Origin of the sequence: Sphingomonas populi, from assembly GCF_004208535.1 — a bacterium.
GTDB lineage: Bacteria > Pseudomonadota > Alphaproteobacteria > Sphingomonadales > Sphingomonadaceae > Sphingomonas > Sphingomonas populi.
The window spans coordinates 23,107-43,520 of the sequence record NZ_SGIS01000039.1; the positions used below are offsets into that span (position 1 = coordinate 23,107).

General features: G+C 66.4%; 22 protein-coding genes, 1 tRNA gene and 1 pseudogene. 11 read left to right on the forward strand and 13 right to left on the reverse strand.

What is annotated here, in order from left to right; all coding sequences use genetic code 11:
* Positions 1-169: 169 nt before the first annotated feature.
* Positions 170-1,186 (forward strand): SPOR domain-containing protein, encoded by a 1,017-nt coding sequence (locus EWE75_RS19710; RefSeq protein ID WP_130159817.1) that lies wholly within the window; start codon positions 170-172, stop codon positions 1,184-1,186.
* Positions 1,187-1,430: 244 nt separating this feature from the next.
* On the opposite strand, the gene EWE75_RS19715 is transcribed toward EWE75_RS19710, so the two are convergent.
* On the reverse strand, positions 1,431-3,077 hold the full coding sequence (locus tag EWE75_RS19715) for an inorganic phosphate transporter (protein WP_130159818.1): 1,647 nt from the start codon (positions 3,075-3,077) through the stop codon (positions 1,431-1,433).
* Between the two features lie 229 nt (positions 3,078-3,306).
* On the opposite strand from EWE75_RS19715, the gene EWE75_RS19720 reads away from it, so the two are divergent.
* From EWE75_RS19720 to EWE75_RS19730, 3 genes are all read left to right on the forward strand, one after another.
* Positions 3,307-5,607, forward strand: a complete 2,301-nt coding sequence (locus EWE75_RS19720) for an ATP-dependent helicase (RefSeq protein ID WP_130159819.1) — start codon at positions 3,307-3,309, stop codon at positions 5,605-5,607.
* Positions 5,608-5,797: 190 nt separating this feature from the next.
* Positions 5,798-6,493, forward strand: coding sequence for a MerR family transcriptional regulator (locus EWE75_RS19725; RefSeq protein ID WP_130159820.1), 696 nt, complete (start codon positions 5,798-5,800; stop codon positions 6,491-6,493).
* Positions 6,494-6,498: 5 nt separating this feature from the next.
* Complete coding sequence (locus EWE75_RS19730; protein WP_231708471.1) at positions 6,499-6,891, forward strand: PIN-like domain-containing protein; 393 nt, start codon at positions 6,499-6,501, stop codon at positions 6,889-6,891.
* Between the two features lie 64 nt (positions 6,892-6,955).
* On the opposite strand, the gene EWE75_RS19735 is transcribed toward EWE75_RS19730, so the two are convergent.
* From EWE75_RS19735 to EWE75_RS19745, 3 genes are all read right to left on the reverse strand, one after another.
* Positions 6,956-7,174 carry a type II toxin-antitoxin system VapB family antitoxin gene (locus EWE75_RS19735; protein WP_345789394.1) on the reverse strand — a complete coding sequence of 73 codons (219 nt, stop codon included), beginning with the start codon at positions 7,172-7,174 and terminating at the stop codon, positions 6,956-6,958.
* A 191-nt stretch (positions 7,175-7,365) separates the two neighbouring features.
* A complete protein-coding gene (locus tag EWE75_RS19740) occupies positions 7,366-8,055 on the reverse strand; it encodes a phosphatase PAP2 family protein (RefSeq protein ID WP_231708466.1) in 690 nt (229 codons plus the stop codon).
* A 5-nt stretch (positions 8,056-8,060) separates the two neighbouring features.
* Complete coding sequence (locus EWE75_RS19745) at positions 8,061-8,381, reverse strand: hypothetical protein (RefSeq protein WP_130159823.1); 321 nt, start codon at positions 8,379-8,381, stop codon at positions 8,061-8,063.
* Between the two features lie 130 nt (positions 8,382-8,511).
* Between EWE75_RS19745 and EWE75_RS19750 the strand changes: the two genes are divergently transcribed.
* From EWE75_RS19750 to EWE75_RS19760, 3 genes are read left to right on the forward strand one after another with little or no spacing between them, the layout of a single operon-like run.
* Entirely contained in the window at positions 8,512-8,901 is a 390-nt protein-coding gene (locus EWE75_RS19750; protein ID WP_130159824.1) for a cupin domain-containing protein, read from the forward strand.
* Complete coding sequence (locus tag EWE75_RS19755) at positions 8,898-10,286, forward strand: MFS transporter (RefSeq protein WP_130159825.1); 1,389 nt, start codon at positions 8,898-8,900, stop codon at positions 10,284-10,286. Before EWE75_RS19750 ends, EWE75_RS19755 begins: the two co-directional genes overlap by 4 nt.
* Positions 10,283-10,753, forward strand: a complete 471-nt coding sequence (locus EWE75_RS19760; protein WP_130159826.1) for a c-type cytochrome — start codon at positions 10,283-10,285, stop codon at positions 10,751-10,753. The genes EWE75_RS19755 and EWE75_RS19760 overlap by 4 nt, the downstream gene beginning before the upstream one ends.
* Here the strand turns inward: EWE75_RS19760 and EWE75_RS19765 are convergent.
* The 5 genes from EWE75_RS19765 to EWE75_RS19785 form a co-directional block, all read right to left on the reverse strand.
* Positions 10,725-11,147 (reverse strand): hypothetical protein, encoded by a 423-nt coding sequence (locus tag EWE75_RS19765; protein ID WP_130159827.1) that lies wholly within the window; start codon positions 11,145-11,147, stop codon positions 10,725-10,727. The two genes, EWE75_RS19760 and EWE75_RS19765, sit on opposite strands and share 29 nt — an antisense overlap.
* The gene (locus tag EWE75_RS19770) at positions 11,144-11,899 is read right to left on the reverse strand and encodes a prepilin peptidase (protein WP_130159828.1); all 756 of its coding nucleotides are present in this window, start codon (positions 11,897-11,899) and stop codon (positions 11,144-11,146) included. Before EWE75_RS19770 ends, EWE75_RS19765 begins: the two co-directional genes overlap by 4 nt.
* On the reverse strand, positions 11,892-12,146 hold the full coding sequence (locus tag EWE75_RS19775) for a hypothetical protein (RefSeq protein ID WP_231708467.1): 255 nt from the start codon (positions 12,144-12,146) through the stop codon (positions 11,892-11,894). Before EWE75_RS19775 ends, EWE75_RS19770 begins: the two co-directional genes overlap by 8 nt.
* 70 nt (positions 12,147-12,216) lie before the next feature.
* Positions 12,217-12,687, reverse strand: a complete 471-nt coding sequence (locus EWE75_RS19780) for a GNAT family N-acetyltransferase (RefSeq protein WP_231708468.1) — start codon at positions 12,685-12,687, stop codon at positions 12,217-12,219.
* Complete coding sequence (locus EWE75_RS19785) at positions 12,684-13,175, reverse strand: SH3 domain-containing protein (RefSeq protein ID WP_206364823.1); 492 nt, start codon at positions 13,173-13,175, stop codon at positions 12,684-12,686. Before EWE75_RS19785 ends, EWE75_RS19780 begins: the two co-directional genes overlap by 4 nt.
* Positions 13,176-13,269: 94 nt before the next feature.
* On the opposite strand from EWE75_RS19785, the gene EWE75_RS19790 reads away from it, so the two are divergent.
* Positions 13,270-14,268, forward strand: coding sequence for a 2-hydroxyacid dehydrogenase (locus EWE75_RS19790; protein WP_130159831.1), 999 nt, complete (start codon positions 13,270-13,272; stop codon positions 14,266-14,268).
* A 4-nt stretch (positions 14,269-14,272) separates the two neighbouring features.
* Here EWE75_RS19790 and EWE75_RS19795 read toward each other — a convergent pair whose 3' ends face one another.
* Both EWE75_RS19795 and EWE75_RS19800 read right to left on the reverse strand, forming a co-directional pair.
* Positions 14,273-14,887: a trimeric intracellular cation channel family protein gene (locus tag EWE75_RS19795; protein WP_165388458.1), complete on the reverse strand. Its 615-nt coding sequence runs from the start codon at positions 14,885-14,887 to the stop codon at positions 14,273-14,275.
* Positions 14,888-14,988: 101 nt separating this feature from the next.
* Complete coding sequence (locus tag EWE75_RS19800; RefSeq protein WP_231708469.1) at positions 14,989-16,998, reverse strand: putative bifunctional diguanylate cyclase/phosphodiesterase; 2,010 nt, start codon at positions 16,996-16,998, stop codon at positions 14,989-14,991.
* A 127-nt stretch (positions 16,999-17,125) separates the two neighbouring features.
* Here EWE75_RS19800 and moaA point away from each other — a divergent pair, with 127 nt between their 5' ends.
* From moaA to EWE75_RS19815, 3 genes are all read left to right on the forward strand, one after another.
* Positions 17,126-18,121 (forward strand): GTP 3',8-cyclase MoaA, encoded by a 996-nt coding sequence (moaA, locus tag EWE75_RS19805; protein ID WP_130159833.1) that lies wholly within the window; start codon positions 17,126-17,128, stop codon positions 18,119-18,121.
* Position 18,122: 1 nt separating this feature from the next.
* Positions 18,123-18,911 carry an NAD kinase gene (locus EWE75_RS19810; RefSeq protein WP_130159834.1) on the forward strand — a complete coding sequence of 263 codons (789 nt, stop codon included), beginning with the start codon at positions 18,123-18,125 and terminating at the stop codon, positions 18,909-18,911.
* Positions 18,912-18,967: 56 nt separating this feature from the next.
* Positions 18,968-19,042: transfer RNA gene (locus tag EWE75_RS19815), tRNA-Asn, on the forward strand.
* Here the strand turns inward: EWE75_RS19815 and EWE75_RS19820 are convergent.
* Positions 19,032-19,517, reverse strand: a complete 486-nt coding sequence (locus EWE75_RS19820) for a hypothetical protein (protein WP_130159835.1) — start codon at positions 19,515-19,517, stop codon at positions 19,032-19,034. The two genes, EWE75_RS19815 and EWE75_RS19820, sit on opposite strands and share 11 nt — an antisense overlap.
* Positions 19,518-19,836: 319 nt before the next feature.
* A pseudogene (locus EWE75_RS19825) lies at positions 19,837-20,414 on the reverse strand (IS5 family transposase); the annotation flags it as partial.

The window sequence follows — 20,414 nt, forward strand, 5'->3', positions numbered from 1 at the left end:
AAACCCCCGCCTGTAGAAGCCGGTCATTGCCCCAATATTGGTCAAGAACAGGTTAATGGCGTGCGATACGCTCCTTTTCGGCACGGTCTGCCTAACGAAATCTTTGCCAATCCCGCGTATCTCCGGTTAACCGAACGGGATTTTGGGGCGATAGAATGCGGGTTCGCATATGAAGACATGGATTTTGGCCGCTGTGGCGGCTGCGGGTGGCATGACTCTGGCGGCGCCGGCGTTGGCCGACGTCAAGGCCGGCGTCGACGCATGGAGCCGGGGCGATTATCGCAAGGCGATCGACGAATGGCGCCCCGCCGCGATCAAGGGCGATGCTGACGCGCAATTCAACCTCGGCCAGGCCTATAAGCTCGGCCGCGGCGTTCCCACCGATCTGCCGATGGCGGAAAGCTGGTATCGCAAGGCGGCGATGCAGGGTCACCTCCAGGCCGAGGATAATTACGGGCTGATCCTGTTCGACGAGGGCAAGCGCACCGATGCGGTGCGCTGGCTCGAACGTTCGGCCACACGCGGCGAGCCGCGCGCGCAGCTCGTATATGGAACGATGCTGTTCAACGGCGACAGCGTCACCAAGGACTGGCCGCGCGCCTATGGGCTGATCCTGCGCTCCGCCGCGCAGGGCCAGCCGCGCGCGCCGCAGGTGCAGGCGCAGATGGACCAGTATCTCTCGCCCGAGGACCGCCAGAAGGGCATGGCGCTCTCCCGCCAGTACGAGGCGGACGAGAAGCGCCCGCAACTCCCGCCGGAAATCGCAAACGCAGGCACGCAGACCGCGATGCGCGGCACCGATCTGCCGCCCTCCGCCTACGATCCCAACGCGCGGCCCGCGCCCACCGTCTATACGCCGCATCAAGACGAACCCGACGCCCCGCCGCGCGGCGACACTCCCGATACCCCGCGCACGCGCCCGACGCCGCCATCTCGCCCGCGTCCAGCACCCGCGCCGACGCTGGCCGGCAATGGCCGCTGGCGAATCCAGCTCGGTGCGTTCCGCGACGAGGGCAATGCGCGCGGCCTGTGGCAAACGGTGCAGGGCCGCCTGCCCGGCCTGCAAGCTTATTATGTGAAGACCGGCGCAGTCACCCGCCTCCAGGCCGGCCCGCTCGCCTCAAGCGCCGCCGCTACCCGCGCCTGCGCCGCCGCCCGGACGAGCTGCGTACCCGTCGCGCCGTAAGCGGCCAAAGGGTTCCACACTCACCCGTTCGTCCCGAGCGAAGTCGAGGGACACGCCCGGAACCCGTGCTTCGACTAGCTCAGCACGAACGGCCCTAACCCGTTCGTGCTGAGTAGAGATCGAGTAGGCGCTTCCGCCGTATCGAGAGCTCGTATCGAAGCACAGTGGCGCGCGGATCTGTCCCTCGAACGCTACTTCGATACGCCCTGCGGGTTACTCAGGACGAACGGGCGGGTAACAAAGTTCACCCCGCCGAAGCGCGCACCACGCCGAGCAGCAGCCAGTACAGCCCGCCCGACAGCAGCATCGCCGCCGGCAGAGTCATCACCCAGGCCAGCACCATGTTGAGGATCGTGCGCGTCTGCAATCCGCTGCCGCTCGCCACCGACGCACCCGCCACACCGCTCGACAATATGTGCGTGGTCGAGACCGGCGCCGCGAACAGATCGGCCGTCATGATCGTGAACGCCGCGACGATCTCCGCCGCTGCGCCCATGCCGTAGGTCAGATGCGTCTTGCCGATCTTCTCGCCAACCGTGACGACGATCCGCTTCCAGCCGACCATCGTGCCGAGCCCGAGCGCGATCGCAACGATCACCTTCACCCACAGCGGGATGAAGCGCGTGCCCTTTTCGAGATGCTTCTGATAGGCGCCGATCGCGTCCAACTCGTCCGCCGAGAAGGTTTTCTCGGAAGCCTTGTCCTTGGTCACGAACTGCGCGACGCCCTGCAGCAGATACATGTCGTTGCGCAGGTTCGGCGTCGCCGCCGCCGGCACCTTGTCGAGCGACCCGTAGCCCGAGATCCGTGCGGTGACATCGTGCGAGAGCGTGTCGATCGCGCCATAGGTCGCAGGTCCGGTGGCCTTTTTGCTCTCGAGCGCATGCGTCAGCACCACCCGCGCCGCGCCGACATCGGTGCCGACCGTGCCGCCATGCGCGCGGAATGCGGCGGCGGCGGCGTTGGCCGATGCGGTGAAGGCGGGCATCTCGCTCGCCGGCATCGTGCGGTTGAGCGCATAGGCCGTCGGCGCGCAGCCGATCAGGATCAGCATGATCAGTCCCATGCCCTTCTGCCCGTCATTGCTGCCGTGGAAGAAGGAAACCGCCGTGCAGGTCGCGATCAGCGTCGCGCGGATGCCCTTGGGCGGCGGCGAATCGGCGCTCGGCGCGGTGTAGAGCGTCGGATTGCGCAGCACGCGCTTCATCACCAGCAACAGCACCATCGATGCGACAAAGCCGATCAGCGGGCTGAACAGCAACGCCGACAGCACCTTCTGCGCCTGCCCCCAGTCCACGCCTGAGGTGCCGTTGCCGCCATGCGCCAGGATCTGGTTGGCAAAGCCGACGCCGAGCACCGAGCCGATCAGCGCATGGCTCGACGAATTGGGCAGCCCAACATACCAGGTCGCGAGGTTCCAGATCACCGCCGCCAGCAGCAGCGCGAAGATCATCGCGAACCCGGCGCCCGATCCGACGTGCAGGATCAGGTCGACCGGTAGCAATGTCACGATCGCATAGGCGACCGCGCCGCTCGAAAACATCACGCCGAGGAAGTTGAAGAACCCCGACCACACCACCGCCACCGGTGCCGGCAGCGAGTGCGTGTAGATCACCGTGGCGACGGCATTGGCGGTGTCGTGGAAGCCGTTGACGAACTCGAACCCCAGCGCGATCAGCAGCGCCAGCCCCAGGAACGCAAAAGTGGCGATCGCCAGCCCCTCGCCCGCCTGCGCGGTATCGAAGAAGATGCTCGCGCCAGCATAGCCGATCGCACCGATAATGATGGCAAGGAAGATCCAGCGCCCCGCCGGGTGCAGGGGCCGGTCGATATGCGGCACGCCGACGGCACGTTCACTCGGTTCGAGTGACGCTGTAGTGGAGATATCCATAAAAGTTGGCGTGGCCTGCTTCTGTTACCATATGATGACAGCAGCGTTCTTGGCGAAGCCCCGTCGAAAACGGCGCGTCACGCGCACCGATGTTGCCGCGCCCTTAGTCTCGATTCGGTTCGGCGGCAACCGGCGCGCGCCGCGCCGGCGGGGCTTCGTCGCATCGCACACGCCTTTACGCGGCGATCAAAGATTGCCCTCGGCGCCGACGTTCCCTACCTGTTCGCCGATGAATATCCCCGCGTCCGCCCCCGAACCCGCCTACCTAAAAGGCCTCAACGCGCCGCAGCGCGATGCCGTGCTCACCACCGAAGGCCCCGTTCTGGTGCTCGCCGGCGCGGGCACCGGCAAGACCGCCGCGCTCACCGCGCGGCTCGGCCATCTGCTCGCCACGCGCCGCGCCTACCCGAGCGAGATCCTCAGCGTCACCTTCACCAACAAGGCCGCGCGGGAGATGCGTGAGCGTGTCGGCCGGCTGGTCGGCGATGTCGTCGAGGGGATGCCGTGGCTCGGCACCTTCCACGCGATCGGCGCGAAGATGCTGCGCCGCCATGCCGAACTGGTCGGGCTGCAATCGAACTTCTCGATTCTCGATACCGACGATCAGCTCCGGCTGCTCAAGCAACTCGTCATCGCCGCCGACATCGACGAGAAGCGCTTCCCCGCGCGCAGCCTCGCCGGGCTGATCGACGAGTGGAAGAACAAGGGCCTCGTCCCCCGCGAGATCGACGCGGGCGAGAGCGAGCGCTACGCCAACGGGCGCGGCGGCGAACTGTACCAGCAATATCAGACTCGCCTCGCCGCCTTGAACGCCTGCGATTTCGGCGATCTGCTGCTCCACATGCTGACCATCCTCAAGCGCGACCGCGAGGTGCTCGCTGATTATCAGCGCCGCTTCAAATACATCATGGTCGACGAGTATCAGGACACCAACAGCGTCCAGTATCTCTGGCTCCGCCTGCTCGCGCAGGAGCGCAAGAACATCTGCTGCGTCGGCGACGATGACCAGTCGATCTATTCGTGGCGCGGCGCGCAGGTCGAGAACATCCTCAAGTTCGAGAAGGATTTCCCCGGCGCCAAGGTGATCCGGCTCGAACAGAATTACCGATCGACCCCGCACATCCTCGCCGCCGCCTCGGGCGTGATCGCCAACAATTCAGGGCGACTTGGCAAGACTTTGTGGACCGAGGAAGCCGACGGCGACAAGGTCCGCGTATTCGGCGTGTGGGACGGCCCTGAGGAAGCGCGCCGCGTCGGCGAGGAGATCGAGGCGGCACAGCGGGGCGGCCAGTCGCTCGACAAGATCGCCATCCTCGTGCGCGCGCAGCACCAGACCCGCGAGTTCGAGGATCGCTTCATCGCGATCGGCATGAACTACCGCATCATCGGCGGTTTCCGTTTCTACGAGCGTGCCGAGATCCGCGATGCACTCGCCTATCTGCGCGTCGTCCACCAGAGCGCCGATGATCTCGCCTTCGAACGCATCGTCAACGTCCCCAAGCGGGGCTTGGGCGACAAGGCGGTGCAGAAGCTCCACATGCTCGCGCGGGCCGAGAACATTCCGCTAAGCGTGGCGGCGGCGCGTATCCTCGACACCGACGAACTGACCGGCGCCGCGCGGAAATCGCTCGGCAATTTCGTGATCGACCTCGCCCGCTGGCGGCGCATGGCGAACGACTTGCCCCACGCCGAACTCGCCCGCCAGATCCTCGACGAGAGCGGCTATACCGGCGCGCTCCAGGTCGAGAAATCGGTCGAGGCGGCGGGACGGCTCGAGAATCTCACCGAACTCGTCCGCGCGATGGAGGAATATGAGAGCCTCGGCGCGTTCCTCGAACACGTCAGCCTCGTCATGGACAACGAGGCGCAGGCCGACGAGGCCAAGGTGACGATCATGACGATCCACGCCGCCAAGGGCCTCGAATATGACACCGTCTTCCTGGTCGGCTGGGAGGAAGGGCTGTTCCCCTCGCAACGCGCGATCGACGAAGGCGGCAACGCCTCGCTGGAGGAAGAACGCCGCCTCGCCTACGTGGCGATCACCCGCGCCCGCCGCCGCGCGATCATCCTCCACGCCGCCAACCGCCGCATCTACGGCCAGTGGACCAGCAGCATCCCGAGCCGCTTCGTCGGCGAACTCCCCGCCGCCCACGTCGAGAGCGAAAACAGCATGAGCGGCGGCGAAAGCCTGTGGCGCGCCAATTGGTCGGAACGCGCGGACCCGTTCGCGGATGTCGCGCGCGGCACCGGGCGCGGCCCCGGCTGGCAACGCGCGGCGGGGGTAAAGGACGGCGGCGCCTTCACCAGCCGCACCTTCTCGCGCGAACCTTCGCGGGTGGTCGAAGCGCGCGCGAGTGCGGTCAGTCTGGGCAACAAGGGCCGCAGCGATTTGGCGGTGGGGATGCGCGTGTTCCACCAGAAGTTTGGATATGGCGCGATTGCCGAGATCGAGGGGAATAAACTGGAGATCGATTTCGATGAGGCTGGGCGGAAGCGGGTGATGGATACTTTTGTTACGCTGCCAGCGTGATGTGGGTGAACACGATCCACTCACGCTCGCGCATTTGAAGAAGGCTTGAGGGCTGGTGCGTATCGCAAGTAGGAGCAGGAAGCGGAGCTCCGATTTCGTCGACGATATCCTCACGACGACGGGAGGGGCATTCCTTTTGACCGCAACATTTTTCGGATTGCGTTTACGCAGAGCATGGTAAGAGCACGACATGAGCAACACCAGCTTCGGAATTGGAGCATATAGCCCCTCAGAGGCCGCTCGGCTGACGGGTCTACCAAGCTCTGCTATTCGCCGTTGGCTATTCGGCTACTCTTATAATCATCAAGGCCTCCCGACGACGCAAGCACCTTTGTGGCGGCCGGAGTACGGGCTCGATCAGGACGATCCGGTTTTGGGGTTTCGGGATTTAATCGAAGCCCGGATGGTTGGTAATCTTCGGAATTTGGGGATCGGCTTACCTACGATCCGTCGCTGCATGAACACCGCCGCAGAGATCGCAAATGACGACCACCCTTTCTCAAGCGCGAATTTCAGAACTGACGGGACACGTTTGTTTCTTGAAAGATTGGGTGAGGACGGAAAGCATGATGTCATCGATTTGAAGACGCGGCAGCATGCTTTTGCAAAGATTGTCGAACGCTCGTTTCTTGATCTTGAATTTGACGATTGCAAAGCGACACGGTGGTTTTTACTGCCGAAAAAGCAAACAATTGTTGCTGATCCGAAGCGGTCTTTTGGTCAGCCGATTACAACAGATAGTGGCATTCCAACCGCACGCCTTGCCCAAGCCGTGACGGCTGAGGGATCAGTCGAAAAAGTGGCAAAGTTGTTTGAAATCGCGGTCGGGGCGGTGAGAGACGCCCTTCGATTTGAAACACTTCTCGCGAAGCCACAAACCGCGTGAAAGTGATGGTCGATAACGACCTACCTCCAAGGCTTGCGACTGCCTTGCATCTTATATTCGAGCCTGATGGCGATGAGATCGTGTCCCTTCGCGAGAAATTTGGACGTGCAAATTTGAAAGATGAAGAGTGGATTCGTGCGTTAGGGCAGGAAGGCCGCTGGGCCGTCTTATCGGCTGACCGTCGCATCGCTAAACAGCGGCCGTCGCGGGAGCTTTTTATCGGAGCGGGATTGATCGGCTTTTTCTTCCCTCCATCTCTGCAAAAAGAAGCGCTCAATCGACAGGCCGCCCGCCTACTCTTGCTGTGGCCGAGCATTCGCGATCAGGTTCGCTTGAACGCAAACGGGTGTTTTGAGATACCCGCCAATGGCGCTCGATTTCGAACGATCGGTCGCTAACCGTCCGGTATCGACGCTTAGCCTGAGACGTTCTCGAAGCAGATCGCTACGTCCGCCGATAGCCTCAAGCCCGCGTATCCAGATCACCCGTCCAGTCGAGCTTGCCGCGAAACGCTCGGATTTCGCTCTGCCGGCGCATCTGAACCAACAAACGCAAACCACGTTCGACCGCTTCGCGCTTGGTCCGCGCACCGCTGGTCGCCATCGCCTCTGCCAGTAGCGCGTCGTCGATCACGATGCTCGTCCGCATGATGTGTCTCACCGATCGTTCGACACGCATCATCCGCCCAACGCCGAGCACAATCAAGCTGTCCTACACCGCCCGCCCCATGCCACACTCACGGCATGCCCGTCCGCCTGCCCCCAATCACCACCGCCACGCCACCCCGCGTCGCCAGTCCCGCCGCGCGCCCAGCCCCCAAACATCGCACTTCGCCAACGGTGCTCGATGTGGACAACCTTAGCCACGTTTCCCTAGCGGCGCCGCCGCAACCAGCGGTTCGCCGCGAACACCAGCAGCGCCCAGACCGTGCCGAAGCACCAGCCGCCGAGCACGTCGCTCGGCCAATGCACGCCGAGGTACACGCGGCTGCATCCGATCAGCACGACGAGCAGGCTGAAGAAGCTCACGATCGCGACGCGCACCGCCCGGCGCGGTTCGATGCCGGCGAGCATCAGCGCGATCGTCAGATAGGTCGCGGCGGAGATCATCGCGTGGCCGCTCGGGAAGCTGGCGTTGTCGACCCAGACGAGGTGCGGCACCACCTCCGGGCGCGGGCGGTGGATCACGCTCTTGAGTTCGGTCGAGAGCAAAGACGCGCCGACCAACGACGCCGCAATCCACGCCGCCTCGGCGCGGCGGCGCAGGAACACCAGCGCAGCGATGCCCGCGCCGCCGAACAGCCACATCAAGGTGAACCCGCCAAGCGCCGAAATGTCGATTGCCGACTGGCGCAGCCACATCGGCCCGATCGGAACGTCGAGATGCCCGGGCACGCGCAACGCGAGCAGGATCGGCGTGTCGAACCCGAAGCCCTCGCCCTCGATCAGTTCGGCGGCGAGGTGAACACCCAGCAGCAGTGCCGAGATCGCGAACAGCGCTACCAGCGGCCACAGCCACGCCAGCGCGCGCGGCGCAGCGTCGAGCGGCGCGCCGGTCTTCACCGGCGTCAGCCGAGTTCGACGGTCATCAGCGCGGAATCGCCGTATTTGGGGTCGCTCGGCGAGAACAACGGATTGGCCTTGAACGCGCGCGGCGTCAGCCGCAGCCCGGTCAGCCCGGCGAGCTTGAAGGTGCCGAGCTTGAGCTCCTTGGGCGGCCGCCCGTCGCGTTCCAGCACGACACCGTCGATGAACAGATCGCCGTGGCGCGTGTAGATGATGTGCGGCGCGAGCGTCACTTCGGTGCGATTATAGGTCGCGGCGAGACAGCGCTGGCGCACGATGCCTTCGAATACGGTGGGTACGTCGCCTGCGGGGGAGTCTGTCACGGCATGGTCTTCGGGTCTGGGGGGCTGGCGGCGCGCTTAGCCCGAGCGTGACGGTACAGCAAGGGCCGATCCCGCATCGGTGCCGGTGGCGGCGCTCGACAAGCGCGGGATCGGCCCATATCAGCCGGGCATGGTTCACCCGCTTGTCGCCAGCCTAGGCCTGTCGCCGCACCCGGAGGGCGGCTGGTATCGCGAAACGCTGCGCCAGCCAGCGCCCGACGGCGGGCGCGCGCTGGCCACCGCGATCCTGTTCCTGCTCGATGCGGGGGAGCGTTCGCACTGGCACCGCGTCGATGCCGCCGAGCTGTGGCTGTGGCACGCGGGGTCGCCGCTGACGCTGCGGATCGGGCACGACACGCTGCTGCTCAGCGGCGAGGCGCCGCAAGGCCTCGTCCCCGCCCACGCCTGGCAATCGGCGGAGGCACTTCACGGCTGGGCGCTGGTGAGCTGCGTGGTGACGCCGGGGTTCGATTTCGCCGGCTGGGAACTCGCCCCGCCCGGATGGTCGCCGCCGCGATGAGCGACGGCCTGCCGATGCCACGGCGCCTGCTCGCGATCGGCGCGGTGTCGTGCGGGTCGGCGCTGATCATGATCGACGGCAGCGTCGCCAACGTCGCGCTACCGACAATCGCGCGCGATCTGCACGTCGACAGCGCCTCGATCGTCTCGATCGTGACGATCTACCAGTTGATCCTGGTGATGCTGCTGCTCCCCTTCGCCGCGCTGGGCGAGCGGCTCGGGCTCAAGCGGATGTACCAGATCGGCCAGATGGTGTTCACCGTCGCGACGATCCTGTGCTTCTTCGCCAAGAGCCTGCCATTCCTGCTGATCGTGCGCGCGGCGCAGGCGATCGGCGCGGCGGCGGCGCTCAGCGTGTCGTCGGCGCTGATCCGCTCGGTCTACCCCAAGGCGCAACTCGGGCGCGGGCTGGCGGTCAACACCGTCGTCGTGACGAGCGCGAACGCACTCGCGCCGACGCTGGGCGGGCTGGTGCTGGCGGTCGCGCCGTGGCCGTGGGTGTTTGCCAGCGCGGTGCCGTTCGCGATCGGCTCGCTGCTGCTCGGCCGCGCCTTGCCCCGGGCCGAACCGCGCGAGACGCCGTTCGACGTGCTCGGCGCGGTGATGTGCGCGGCGATGTTCGGGCTGGTGATCGGCGGCGCGGAGACCGGCATCCACGGCGACAGCCCGGTCGTCTCGGGCGCGATCGTCGCGGTGGGCGTCGCGATCGGCGTGTTCTTCGTGCGGCGCGAGCGCAAGGAGGCCAACCCGATCCTGCCGATCGACCTGCTCGCCCGCCCCGTGCTCGCGCTGTCGGTGCTGAGTTCGTACACCGCCTTCGTGGCCTCAATGATGTTGCTGATCTCCTTCCCGTTCCGCATGCAGCAAGAGTTCCACATGACCCCGGCCGAGGTCGGCGCGGTGCTGGCACCGTGGCCACTCACCAACATCTTCGTCGCGCCGATGGCGGGCTATCTGTCCGATCGGGTGCCGGCGGGCGTGCTCGGCGGGATCGGCATGACGATCGCCGTCACCGCCCTGTGCCTGCTCGCCTTCCTGCCGCCTGATGCGACCTATATCGACATCGTCTGGCGGATGATGCTGTGCGGCGCGGGGTTCGGGCTGTTCCTGCCGCCCAACGCCCGGCTGATCGTCGGCTCGGCCCCGTCGCACCGCGCGGCGGCGGCGGGGAGTTTGGTCTCGACCGTGCGCCAGGTCGGCCAGACCACCGGCGCGACGTTGGTGGCGATGCTGCTCGCGTTCGGCGTCGGCGCCGGGCGCATGCCGCCGCTGGTCGCCGCTGGGCTGGGCGTGATCGCGGGGCTGTGCAGCGTCGCGCGGCTGCGGCCGTCGATCCGCAATCCGAAGCCGCTCGAAACCGCAGATGTAGAGGCACACCAGCCATGAGGCGCGCCTTGATCCTTGCGCTCGCCTGCTGCGTGTCCGCCTGCGCGCCCGCCGTGAAACGCGACCCACGCTTGTCGAGCGCACCTCTGGCTGAGCGGCTGGCGGCGGCAGACGCAAGCTTGGGCGCCACGGTCTTCTCGCGCTGCGCGGCGTGCCATACCGTCACGCAAGGCGCGGGTGATCGCGGCGGCCCGGCGCTCTACGGCGTGGTCGGGCGCCCGGTCGGGCGGGGCAGCGACCGTTTCAACTACACCGCCGCGCTGGAAGCGGTCGGCGGGGTGTGGACGTTCGAACGGCTCGACGCGTGGCTCACCAATCCCCAGCATTTCGCGCCCGGCACCAACATGGGGTTCGCCGGCCTTCCCGACGGCATGGATCGCGCCGACGTGATCCGCTTCCTCAACGAAAACGGCTCAAACCTGCCGCTACCCGTCGCGCCTAGCCCGCACAGCCGACCAACCCGGTGACCGGCACCACCACCCCATCCTTGCCGTCGCGGTCGAGCCGGAGCGCGCCGTCGGGGATGGCCGCGCCCTTCACCAGATCGCCGCGCGTCTCGATCGTGAGGTCGAGCGTCGCGCGGATGCCGGGCGCGGCATAATCGGCGGATTCGCCCAGCCCGAAGTTGGCCGCGCCGCGCTGCGCGGTACGGGTCAGATCGACGATCGCACCGTCGAGTGAAACGCGCAGCCGCGCCGGTTCGGCAGTCGCCATCGCGACCAAAGTGCGCTGTTCGGTCGCGGTCCACAGAAAGGCGGCGCAACCCGTGGCGGGCAGGTCTTGCTTGGGCAGCACATCGAGCGGCAGGCCCGCAATCGGTGTGGCGGCGAGCAGCAGCGGCAGAAATGCGAGCGCGTTCATGCCGCCGAGCCTAGCAGGAACAGCCACGCCGGATAAGCGGCGACCGCGAGCAACGCGCCGAACGGTGCGCGATCATCGAGCCGCGCCGCCCGGCCACGCACCATGCCGACCGCGACGATCGCGAGTCCTGTCAACGCGGCGAGGAACAGCACCACCGGCAGCATCCGCCAGCCAAGCCACAGCCCGATCGCGCCGAACAGCTTGGGATCGCCGCCGCCCAGCCCCTCGCGACCGCGCGCGATCCGGTACGTCGCCGCGATCAGCCACAGGGCGCCGAAGCCGGCCGCGCCACCGATCAGCCGGTCAGTAAGCGGCGGATCAATCCCCAGCACGCCGGTCACGAGGCCGGCGAGCGCCAGCATCAGCGTCAACGCATCGGGCAGCCAGAATTCGGTGACGTCGAGCGCGGCGAGCGCGAGCAGCAGCCAGCCGAACATCGCTCCCGCCAGCGCGACCGGCCCCGGCACCGCCAACCCCGCCGCCATGCCGATGACGAGCGCGATCGCTTCGATCCGCCAATGCAATTGGTCGATCGCCGCGCCACAGTGGCGGCATCGCCCATGCGCAACTGCCGCGCTAAACAGCGGCACCAGATCGCGTGCGCCAAGCACCACGTCGCACGAATCACAATGCGAACGACCGCGCAGCACCGATCGCCCTTGCGGCCAGCGGATCACCAATGTCGCCACAAAACTGCCGATCACCGCGCCGAGCAGCCCGAGCAGCACCGGCCAGAACAGCGCTTCAGCCATTCGGCTTCTTGCGGATCAGATAGCGATAGGCTCCGAACAGATCGATCCCGAGCAGCACGACGTTCTGGGTGCCGAGCGCAGCGTCGTGCGTCAGGATCGCCCCGCCGATCCACGCCAGAGCCGAGGCGGCGAACAGCACCAGCGCCCAGCCGGTCACACGCCGCCCGAGATCGAGCGACACCAGCGCCGCCGCGATCATCCCGCCGCCCGAGGCGGTCCATTTCAGCACGGTGGTCACTGTATCCATGCCCATGCCCTAGGGCCGCACACCGCCCCGCGCCAGATTGATACGAAGCAAGCCTTCGCGCGCCCGCCGTTCAGAGATCGAGCGTGAAATAGCGGCTGAACGCGGTGTCGGTATATCCGGCGAACGGGCCACAGGGTACGAAACCGGCGCGTGCATACATGGCGCGCGCTGCGGCAAACGCCTCGTTCGAGCCGGTCTCCAGGCTCAACCGCTGATAGCCCGCCGCTCGACCTTCCGAAACGAGCTGCGCGAGGACCGCAGCACCGATGCCACGCCGCAGATGCGCTGGTGCGACGCGCATCGACTTGAGTTCGCCATGTGTGGCGTCAAGCTGCTTCAACGCCCCCATGCCGAGCAGCGCATCGCCTTCCCATGCCGTCCACACCGTAATCGCCGGATCGCGCAGGCCCACGGGATCGAGCGCGAACACCGATCCCCACGGCGAATTTTCGACCGCTTCACGCATGTGCAGATCGACCAGATCGACCACCACACCGCGCGAAAGATCGTCGCGTTCGAACCGGATCGCGGGCACGCTCACGGCAGCGCCTCGTCGGGTTCGACACCCCACAGATGGATCGCCTCGACATAGCCACCCTGCCCGTGGACATCGAAATAACACCAGCCGCGCGAACATCGGCTCAGCCGCCCGACCACGCCCGGCGCAGCCCGCCAGCGCACCCGCGAACCAGCTTCGGGCTGGTCGAGCAGCTCGACCTGGGTGCCCATCACGAAGCCGGTCCGCACCTCCTTGATGAGCGCGCCCAGCATCCAGCCCTGCGTGCCGCCCGGGTCTTCGACCTTGAGCCAATTGCCGTGATCGTACACGTCGAGCACCTTCACCGGCAAATCGGCGCGCTGATACAACCAGATCGCCGGATAGGTGCGCCCCGGCCCGGTCCGCATCCGCGCCTTCGCCGCCGAGATCGAAGCGAAATAGGGCGTGCGCTTCTGCACCAACGCGCCGATCGCCGGCGCGGTCACGGCGATCGCCGCCACCATCAAAGCACTTCTACCGAACCAACGCATATACGCCCCTAACTGGATGCAATCTGCTTAGCGCGTGCGGCGCGCGGGCTTCAACAGCGTTGACGCGGAAGCGCCACTTCGCCAAGCGCGACATATGCCCGAAACGAGACGCGTCGCGCACCCGAAGGTCTTCGTCACACGCGAACTCACCAACGCGGTGATGGCGCGGATGGAGCAATTGTTCGACACCACGCTGAACCGCGTGGAAGGCAAGATGACGCGCGAACAGCTCGCCGCCGCGATGGCCGCGTGCGACGTGCTGGTGCCCTCCGTCACCGATACGATCGACGCAGACCTGATCGCCGGCGCGGGCGAGCGGCTCAAGCTGATCGCCAATTTCGGCGCGGGCGTGAACCATATCGATCTCAAGGCCGCGCGCGCGCGCGGCATCATCGTCACCAACACCCCGGGCGTACTGACCGAGGACACCGCCGATCTGACGATGGCGCTGATCGTCTCGGTGCCACGCCGGCTGGCGGAGGGCGAGAAGCTGGTGCGATCGGGCCAGTGGACCGGCTGGAGCCCCGGCGGGATGCTCGGCCACCGCATCGGCGGCAAGGCGCTCGGCATCATCGGCATGGGGCGGATCGGCCAGGCGGTGGCGCGGCGCGCGCGTGGCTTCGGGCTGACGATCCATTATCACAATCGCTCGCGCCTGCCCAAAGTCCTTGAGGGCGAACTCGGCGCGCAGTGGCATGCCAACCTCGACGCGATGCTCGGGAGCATCGATATCCTGACGATCCACACCCCGCTCAACGCCGACAGCAAGAACCTGATCGACGCCGAGCGGATCGCGCTGCTGCGCCCGCACGTCTATCTCATCAACGCCTCGCGCGGCGGCATCGTCGATGAAGAGGCGCTGGTCGATGCGCTCGAAGCCGGGCGGCTGGCCGGCGCTGGCCTCGACGTCTGGCAGCACGAACCGGAGATCGATCCGCGCCTGCTCGCGCTCCCCAACGTGGTGATGACGCCCCACATGGGCTCGGCGACGTTCGAGGGGCGGATGGCGACGGGCGAGAAAGTGATCCGCAACATCCGCGCCTGGGCCGATGGCCACCGCCCGCCGGATCAGGTGCTTGAGGGCTGGGTCTGACGCGTCATTTCAGATGCGGCAGCCGCCATGCCCAAAGCAACGCGGCGGTTCTCAAGGCGAAAATGGCGAAACCGGCGATCACCGCAGCACCGTCTTTTCGGACTTTGAAACGCTGTATCAAGACGACCAGCAGGGTCGCACCCGCCAACGCCGCAGTGGCGTAAAAGTCCTCGTGCAGCACGCGCGGAACCCGCGCGCTAAGCACATCGCGGAGGATACCGCCGCCGCACCCGTTCACCGTGGCGATCACGACGATACTCGCGCCATTGAGTTTGTAGTCGAGGCTTTTGCGCGCGCCGGCGATCGCGGCGAGCGAAAGGCCCATTCCCTCGAACACATCGACCGCCAGCGGGGGTGTGAAAGTACTCACGCGACCCAGCACGAGAGACGCCGCGATGACGGTGGCGGTCGCCGCGAGCGCCAGCGCCGCATACCGCCAATCCCGAAACGCGGCGGGCGGATGCTCGCCAAGCAGAAGATCGCGAATGACACCGCCGCCCACCGACCCTACAAAGGCGAGGACGAGTATCCCGAACAGATCGAAATCTGCCTGCACCCCGCCCAACGCGCATTCAGTCGCCAGCACGAACGTCGCAGCGAGATCCAGCGTTGCGAGCATTCTGTCGCGAATGCGCCCGCCTGCTGGAGCCACGGCCGCCGTGGCAGCACCGTTTCCGGCATGGCTCACAAGGTTTTGATCCACGTGATCCGGTCTACCGCTCACCGCAACAATTCCACCAGCACCCCGCTCGTCACCGCCTCCGAGCACAGGAACCCCTGATACAACTGGCATCCCTCCTTCGCGAGCAACTCCAGTTGCTCGGCGGTCTCGACCCCTTCCGCGATCACCGTCAGCCCGAGCGAGCGCGCCATGTCGATCACGCCGCGCACCACCACGCGGTCGCGCGGGGTGCCGGTGATGTCCTGCGCGAGCTTCTTGTCGATCTTGAGGTAATCGAGCGGCAGCGCCTTGAGGTAGGCGAGGCTCGAATAGCCGGTGCCGAAATCGTCGATCGCGATCCGACAGCCGGCGGTGCGCAGCGCCGACAGCAGCGCCGCCGCCACGCCGAGATCCTCGATCAGCCCGCTCTCGGTGATTTCCAGTGTCAGCCGCGCACGCGGGAAGCCGCTTGAATCGACCCGGTCGAGGAACAGGTCGATGAAGCCGGGCCGGGCGATGTCGGCGGCGGTGAGATTGAGCGACAGCCGCAAACCGCGCAGAGCAGCCGGCCAGCCGGCGGCGCGCTCCAGCGTGATGCGCTGGATATGGTCGGACAGTGCGATCTCCAGATCGGCACGCGCGGCCGCCGCGAACAACGTTTCCGCGCCGATCGTGCCGAGCGTGGCATGCTCCCAGCGCGCCAACGCCTCGACGCCGACGATCGCGCCGCTCGACACCGAGACTTGCGGCTGGAACAGGATGTCGATCTCGCCGCGCTCGATCGCATGGTGGAGCGCGACCGCGAGCGAATCGATCGGCGCCTCGTCACCGCGCGCTTCAGCGACGCGCAGCGTGGCGCTATCGGATTCGCGCGCGTCGGCGAGCGCTTCGCTGGCGCGGCGCAGCAGCGCGGCGGCATCGTCATCGCCCTCGCCTTGCGCGACGCCGATCCGGCAGCCGAGCACCGCGATCGCGTCGCCGGCAACGAACGGTCGCGCCATCTCGCCGGCAATCCGTTCCGCCACCAGTTCGATGCGGGCGCGTGGCGCGCACGCGGCGACGAGGAAGGACGAGCCGCTCAGCCGCGATACCAGCGCCCCGCGCCCCAGCACGTCGCGAACGGCATCCTCGATCCGTTTCAACGCGCCACGCAGCAGAGTATCGCCGGCACTTCGGCCATAGGCCGTGTTGACCATGTCGAAGCGGTTGAGCGCGACCAGCATCGCGTGGAGCGGCTCCGCCCCCGGCTCGCGCAGCCGTCGGCTCATCCAGCGCCGGGCGCTACCGGCATCCCGCGCGCCGGCCAGCGCTTCACGCAGTTCGGCGGACGGCTCCGGCGCGCTGCCCAACACTTCGACGAACGCATCGACACGCCGCGCGGCCCCGTCGAGATGCAGATGCTGCACGACGCGGCCGATGCCGGGCACGTCATGCGCGAAGGCCGTGGTCGGGCGCGCGAGCGACAGCCGGCGCAGCGCCGCAAGCGCGACACGCCGATCGGCCGAGTCGATCCGGCGCAGCAAGGCGCGACATGCCGGCTGCTCATCGGTGCCGAGCCGGCGCGCGAAGGCCGGCGTCAGCAGCATCGTGCGTGCGGCGAGATCGAAACGCCAGCCCAGCGGTTCGGCGATGCCGGTGGTGCGCCACTCCCCGGCCATCCGCTCGGCATGGCGCGCGGCGTAGCGCAGCGCCTGGATGAATTCGGTCTCACCAAACGGACTCGACAGGAAATGCGTCGCGCCGGCCTCGTAGAGCGCACCAAGCGCTTCGTGGTCGCCACGCGAGACGAGCGCCAGCATCGCGCCGCCATTCGCCTCGATCGTGCCGCCGAGCATGCGCGCGCTGGCCAGCCCTTCGTCGAGCGCCCCACGCGCGTCGAGCACCACCACGGCGGAGCCACTGGCGAGGAACCGCCGCTCCACCCCCGCCGCGCGCCGCGCTGCGACCACTTGCCAGCCCGCCCCGCCCGCCAAGGCGGCAAGCTCGTCGCGCTGGCGGAACGAGAGGATGAACAGCGGCGTGGCGCCGGCGGAGATGCCGGACCCGGCGCGCAACCCATCTTCGTCCACGCTCGTTCCCTGCCCACTACGCCGCCCGATCGACCGCGAAATCCCCTTCTGCCTTGGGACACGTCAAAGAAGAAGCGCAAAAACGCTGCCTCTTGTTCGGCGGCACGCGAACGCCTAGCTCCATGTGATGCCCGCACCAGCAGCCCTGATCGATCGCCACGGACGCACGATCAGCTATCTGCGCATTTCGGTGACCGACCGCTGCGACCTGCGCTGCCGCTATTGCATGGCCGAGGCGATGACCTTCCTGCCCAAGGCGGCGCTGCTCTCGCTTGAAGAAATCGCGGTCATCGCCGAGCGATTCATCGCGCGCGGCATCACCAAAATCCGGCTGAGCGGCGGCGAACCGCTGGTGCGACGCGACGTGATCGAATTGGTACGGCGGCTCGGGCGCCACGTCGGAGCGGGCCTCGACGAACTGACCATGACGACCAACGGCACGCGTCTCGCCGACCATGCCGATGCGCTGGTGGCGGCGGGGATGCGGCGCATCAACGTCAGCCTCGACAGCCGCGATCCCGAGACGTTCCGTCACATCACCCGGCATGGCGACGTTTCGCAGGTGCTCGGCGGCATCGCTGCGGCACGCGCGGCCGGACTGGCGGTCAAGATCAACATGGTCACGCTCAAGGGCCTCAACGCCGCCGAGATCGCGCCGATGCTGGCATGGTGCGTCGATCAGGGCCATGACCTGACGCTGATCGAGACGATGCCGATGGGCGCGATCGACGAGGACCGCACCGATCGCTTCCTGCCGCTGACGGCGGTGTTCGACGATCTCGCGAGCCAGTTCTCACTGGTGCGCGATCCACGCGGCAGCGGCGGCCCGGCGCGCTATTGGGGCGTCGATGGCACGAAGACCCGGCTCGGGCTGATCTCGCCGCTGACCGGCAATTTCTGCGCCGCCTGCAACCGCGTGCGGCTCACCACAGAGGGCATCCTCTACACCTGCCTCGGCCATGACGACCGCGTCGATCTCAAGCACGTATTGCGCAACGATGGCGTCGGCGCGCTCGACGCCGCGCTCGATGCGGCGATGGCGAGCAAGCCCGAACGTCATGACTTCGACATCGCCTCTGCCACCCCCGCCGTCGCGCGCCACATGAGCGTGACCGGCGGCTGAGATGAACCACGGTGCCGCGCCACAGAAGCGGGCGCTCGTCGCCTCGCCCACCCCGCCCGCCCAAGCCGCTGCCGAGGCGCTTGCCGACGCATATGACTGGGTGCCCCCCGAAGAGGCCGACCTGATCGTCGCCCTCGGCGGTGACGGCTTCATGCTCCAGACGCTGCATTCGATTCTGGAGCGCCGCAAGCCGCCGATCCCGGTGTTCGGCATGAACCTCGGCACGGTTGGCTTTCTGATGAACGAATGGCGCCATTTCGATCTCAACGGGCGGCTGGCGCGCACCAAACCCTTCAAGGTCACGGCGCTGTCGATGACCGCCACGACGATCGACGGCGCGGTCCACACCCTGCCGGCGATCAACGAAGTGTCGATGCTGCGCGAGACCCGGCAGACCGCGAACCTCGAAGTCACCGTCAACGATCGCGTCGTGCTGCCCGAACTGGCCTGTGATGGCATTCTCGTCGCGACCCCGGCGGGATCGACGGCATACAACCTTTCCGCGCAAGGCCCGATCCTGCCGCTCGGCTCCGCGCTGCTCGCGCTCACCCCGATCAGCCCGTTCCGCCCCCGCCGCTGGCGCGGCGCGATCCTGCCCGACAAGGCGCGGATCGTCGTGCGCGTGCTCGATCCCGGCAAGCGCCCGGTCAGCGCCGTCGCCGACCAGCGCGAGGTGCGCGACGTCGCCTCGGTCGAGATCGCGATCGACCGATCGCGCGAGTTAACCCTGCTGTTCGACCCCGAACACGCGCTCGACGATCGCATCACGATGGAGCAATTCGTCGCGTGATCCACACAAGGGGTTGCATCGCCGTTTCAGCCGGTTATAGAGCGCGTCCACGTTGTTCCCTGATAGCTCAGCGGTAGAGCTCTCGACTGTTAATCGAGCGGCCGTAGGTTCGAATCCTACTCAGGGAGCCATTTTCGCACTTTCGGGTGCAGACCCCCTTTCAGGTGGGGTACAGCCACCATCGGGGCATTCAATCTTTTCTAGCAAATCGAACGGCTTGCGGAAGGTTGTTACTAGTTCCCCGTTGGCGAACGAGCAGTTCGATAGCACGAAATTCAGAGCCCTGCGCTTGCTGGAAATCGGCAACGTTTCAAACCGGTGATGCGCCGTTCGGGCGAAATCAACTAACGCGACACCGTCGTCGATCACGTCATCCTCAGCGAAGGCCAGGCTCTCGAGATCGCGGACGCACCTGTCTCGTTCCTCCCTCCACGTCGCCGCCACGCGATCGTGAAACTCGCTTGTCACTCGACCCTCGATCTTGTCGAGATAGAGCGTGTCGAGCCGGTGTTGGAGGCGGTCAGCTTCCGCTCGAACCTTGGCCACCCGTTCCTCGCGCTCGCGAATCTCGTTAGCGCGGCTCTCGCGGCGCCACCGCGACTCCATACGCCCGCAATCTCTCGCAAGCGCTGGATGTCAGCTTCTGATAAGAACCGCCGTTCGACAGGTCATTTGGGAACGGCAGGATTGTCCCACCTTTGGTCATTGGCGCAGCACGTAATCGGGTACCACGCGTCAGGCGAGAACCACTAGGTCTTGAACCGGCGGCGTCGGCACCGGTGCCGCCTCGCTTGGCCCCTCACCTTCCCAATGTGCGGTCCGCAGGTGCCTGAATTCGCCTATTTGTGCCCATTTGCGCCGAACCGGTCCACTCGGTGGGGGCAGATCAATCACCCGTCTCAGCTAGGGCGTGGTGACGATTTAACTATCTCAGCCATATAGCGATGGCTGCGAGTTTGACGAAGCCCATGAAGTTGGCGAGCAGCTTGTCGTATCGGGTTGCCACCCGTCGGAACTGCTTGAGTTTGGCGAAGAAGCGCTCGACGCGATTGCGTTCTTTGTAGAGTTCGCTGTCGTAGTGCCGTTGCGTTTTTCGATTTCGCTTGGGCGGGATAACGACATCGATTCCAGCCTTTTCGATCCTGTCGCACAAATGATCAGCGTCATAGCCCTTGTCCGCGAGGAGAGTCTGCGCTTCGAAGCCGTCGATGAGGTCGTGTGCCAGAGCGATGTCGTTGCGTTGCCCCGGTGATCCGATCAGGCGGATGGGAAGGCCCAGCGCCTCGCAAGCGGCATGGATCTTTGTGCTCAGTCCGCCGCGAGACCTGCCCAGGCCCTGGGCATCCGCCCCCCTTTTTCCTTGCGCGCGCCCGCTGCATGCTGGTGGGCGCGTACGATGGTGCTGTCGATCATCAGCCATTCAAGATCGGCCTCACGCGTCAGCACCGACAACATCGCGTCGAGAACGCCCATCTCGATCCAGCGATAATAGCGCCGTTTTAC

Bases quoted from the DNA above. Each gene is read 5' to 3' on its own strand.
- EWE75_RS19710 (WP_130159817.1), top strand. From the start codon at position 170: ATGAAGACATGGATTTTGGCCGCTGTGGCGGCTGCGGGTGGCATGACT.
- EWE75_RS19715 (WP_130159818.1), bottom strand. From the start codon at position 3,077: ATGGATATCTCCACTACAGCGTCACTCGAACCGAGTGAACGTGCCGTC.
- EWE75_RS19720 (WP_130159819.1), top strand. From the start codon at position 3,307: ATGAATATCCCCGCGTCCGCCCCCGAACCCGCCTACCTAAAAGGCCTC.
- EWE75_RS19725 (WP_130159820.1), top strand. From the start codon at position 5,798: ATGAGCAACACCAGCTTCGGAATTGGAGCATATAGCCCCTCAGAGGCC.
- EWE75_RS19730 (WP_231708471.1), top strand. From the start codon at position 6,499: ATGGTCGATAACGACCTACCTCCAAGGCTTGCGACTGCCTTGCATCTT.
- EWE75_RS19735 (WP_345789394.1), bottom strand. From the start codon at position 7,174: ATGATGCGTGTCGAACGATCGGTGAGACACATCATGCGGACGAGCATC.
- EWE75_RS19750 (WP_130159824.1), top strand. From the start codon at position 8,512: ATGGTTCACCCGCTTGTCGCCAGCCTAGGCCTGTCGCCGCACCCGGAG.
- EWE75_RS19755 (WP_130159825.1), top strand. From the start codon at position 8,898: ATGAGCGACGGCCTGCCGATGCCACGGCGCCTGCTCGCGATCGGCGCG.
- EWE75_RS19760 (WP_130159826.1), top strand. From the start codon at position 10,283: ATGAGGCGCGCCTTGATCCTTGCGCTCGCCTGCTGCGTGTCCGCCTGC.
- EWE75_RS19765 (WP_130159827.1), bottom strand. From the start codon at position 11,147: ATGAACGCGCTCGCATTTCTGCCGCTGCTGCTCGCCGCCACACCGATT.
- EWE75_RS19770 (WP_130159828.1), bottom strand. From the start codon at position 11,899: ATGGCTGAAGCGCTGTTCTGGCCGGTGCTGCTCGGGCTGCTCGGCGCG.
- EWE75_RS19775 (WP_231708467.1), bottom strand. From the start codon at position 12,146: ATGGATACAGTGACCACCGTGCTGAAATGGACCGCCTCGGGCGGCGGG.
- EWE75_RS19785 (WP_206364823.1), bottom strand. From the start codon at position 13,175: ATGCGTTGGTTCGGTAGAAGTGCTTTGATGGTGGCGGCGATCGCCGTG.
- EWE75_RS19790 (WP_130159831.1), top strand. From the start codon at position 13,270: ATGCCCGAAACGAGACGCGTCGCGCACCCGAAGGTCTTCGTCACACGC.
- EWE75_RS19795 (WP_165388458.1), bottom strand. From the start codon at position 14,887: ATGCTCGCAACGCTGGATCTCGCTGCGACGTTCGTGCTGGCGACTGAA.
- moaA (WP_130159833.1), top strand. From the start codon at position 17,126: ATGCCCGCACCAGCAGCCCTGATCGATCGCCACGGACGCACGATCAGC.
- EWE75_RS19810 (WP_130159834.1), top strand. From the start codon at position 18,123: ATGAACCACGGTGCCGCGCCACAGAAGCGGGCGCTCGTCGCCTCGCCC.
- EWE75_RS19820 (WP_130159835.1), bottom strand. From the start codon at position 19,517: ATGGAGTCGCGGTGGCGCCGCGAGAGCCGCGCTAACGAGATTCGCGAG.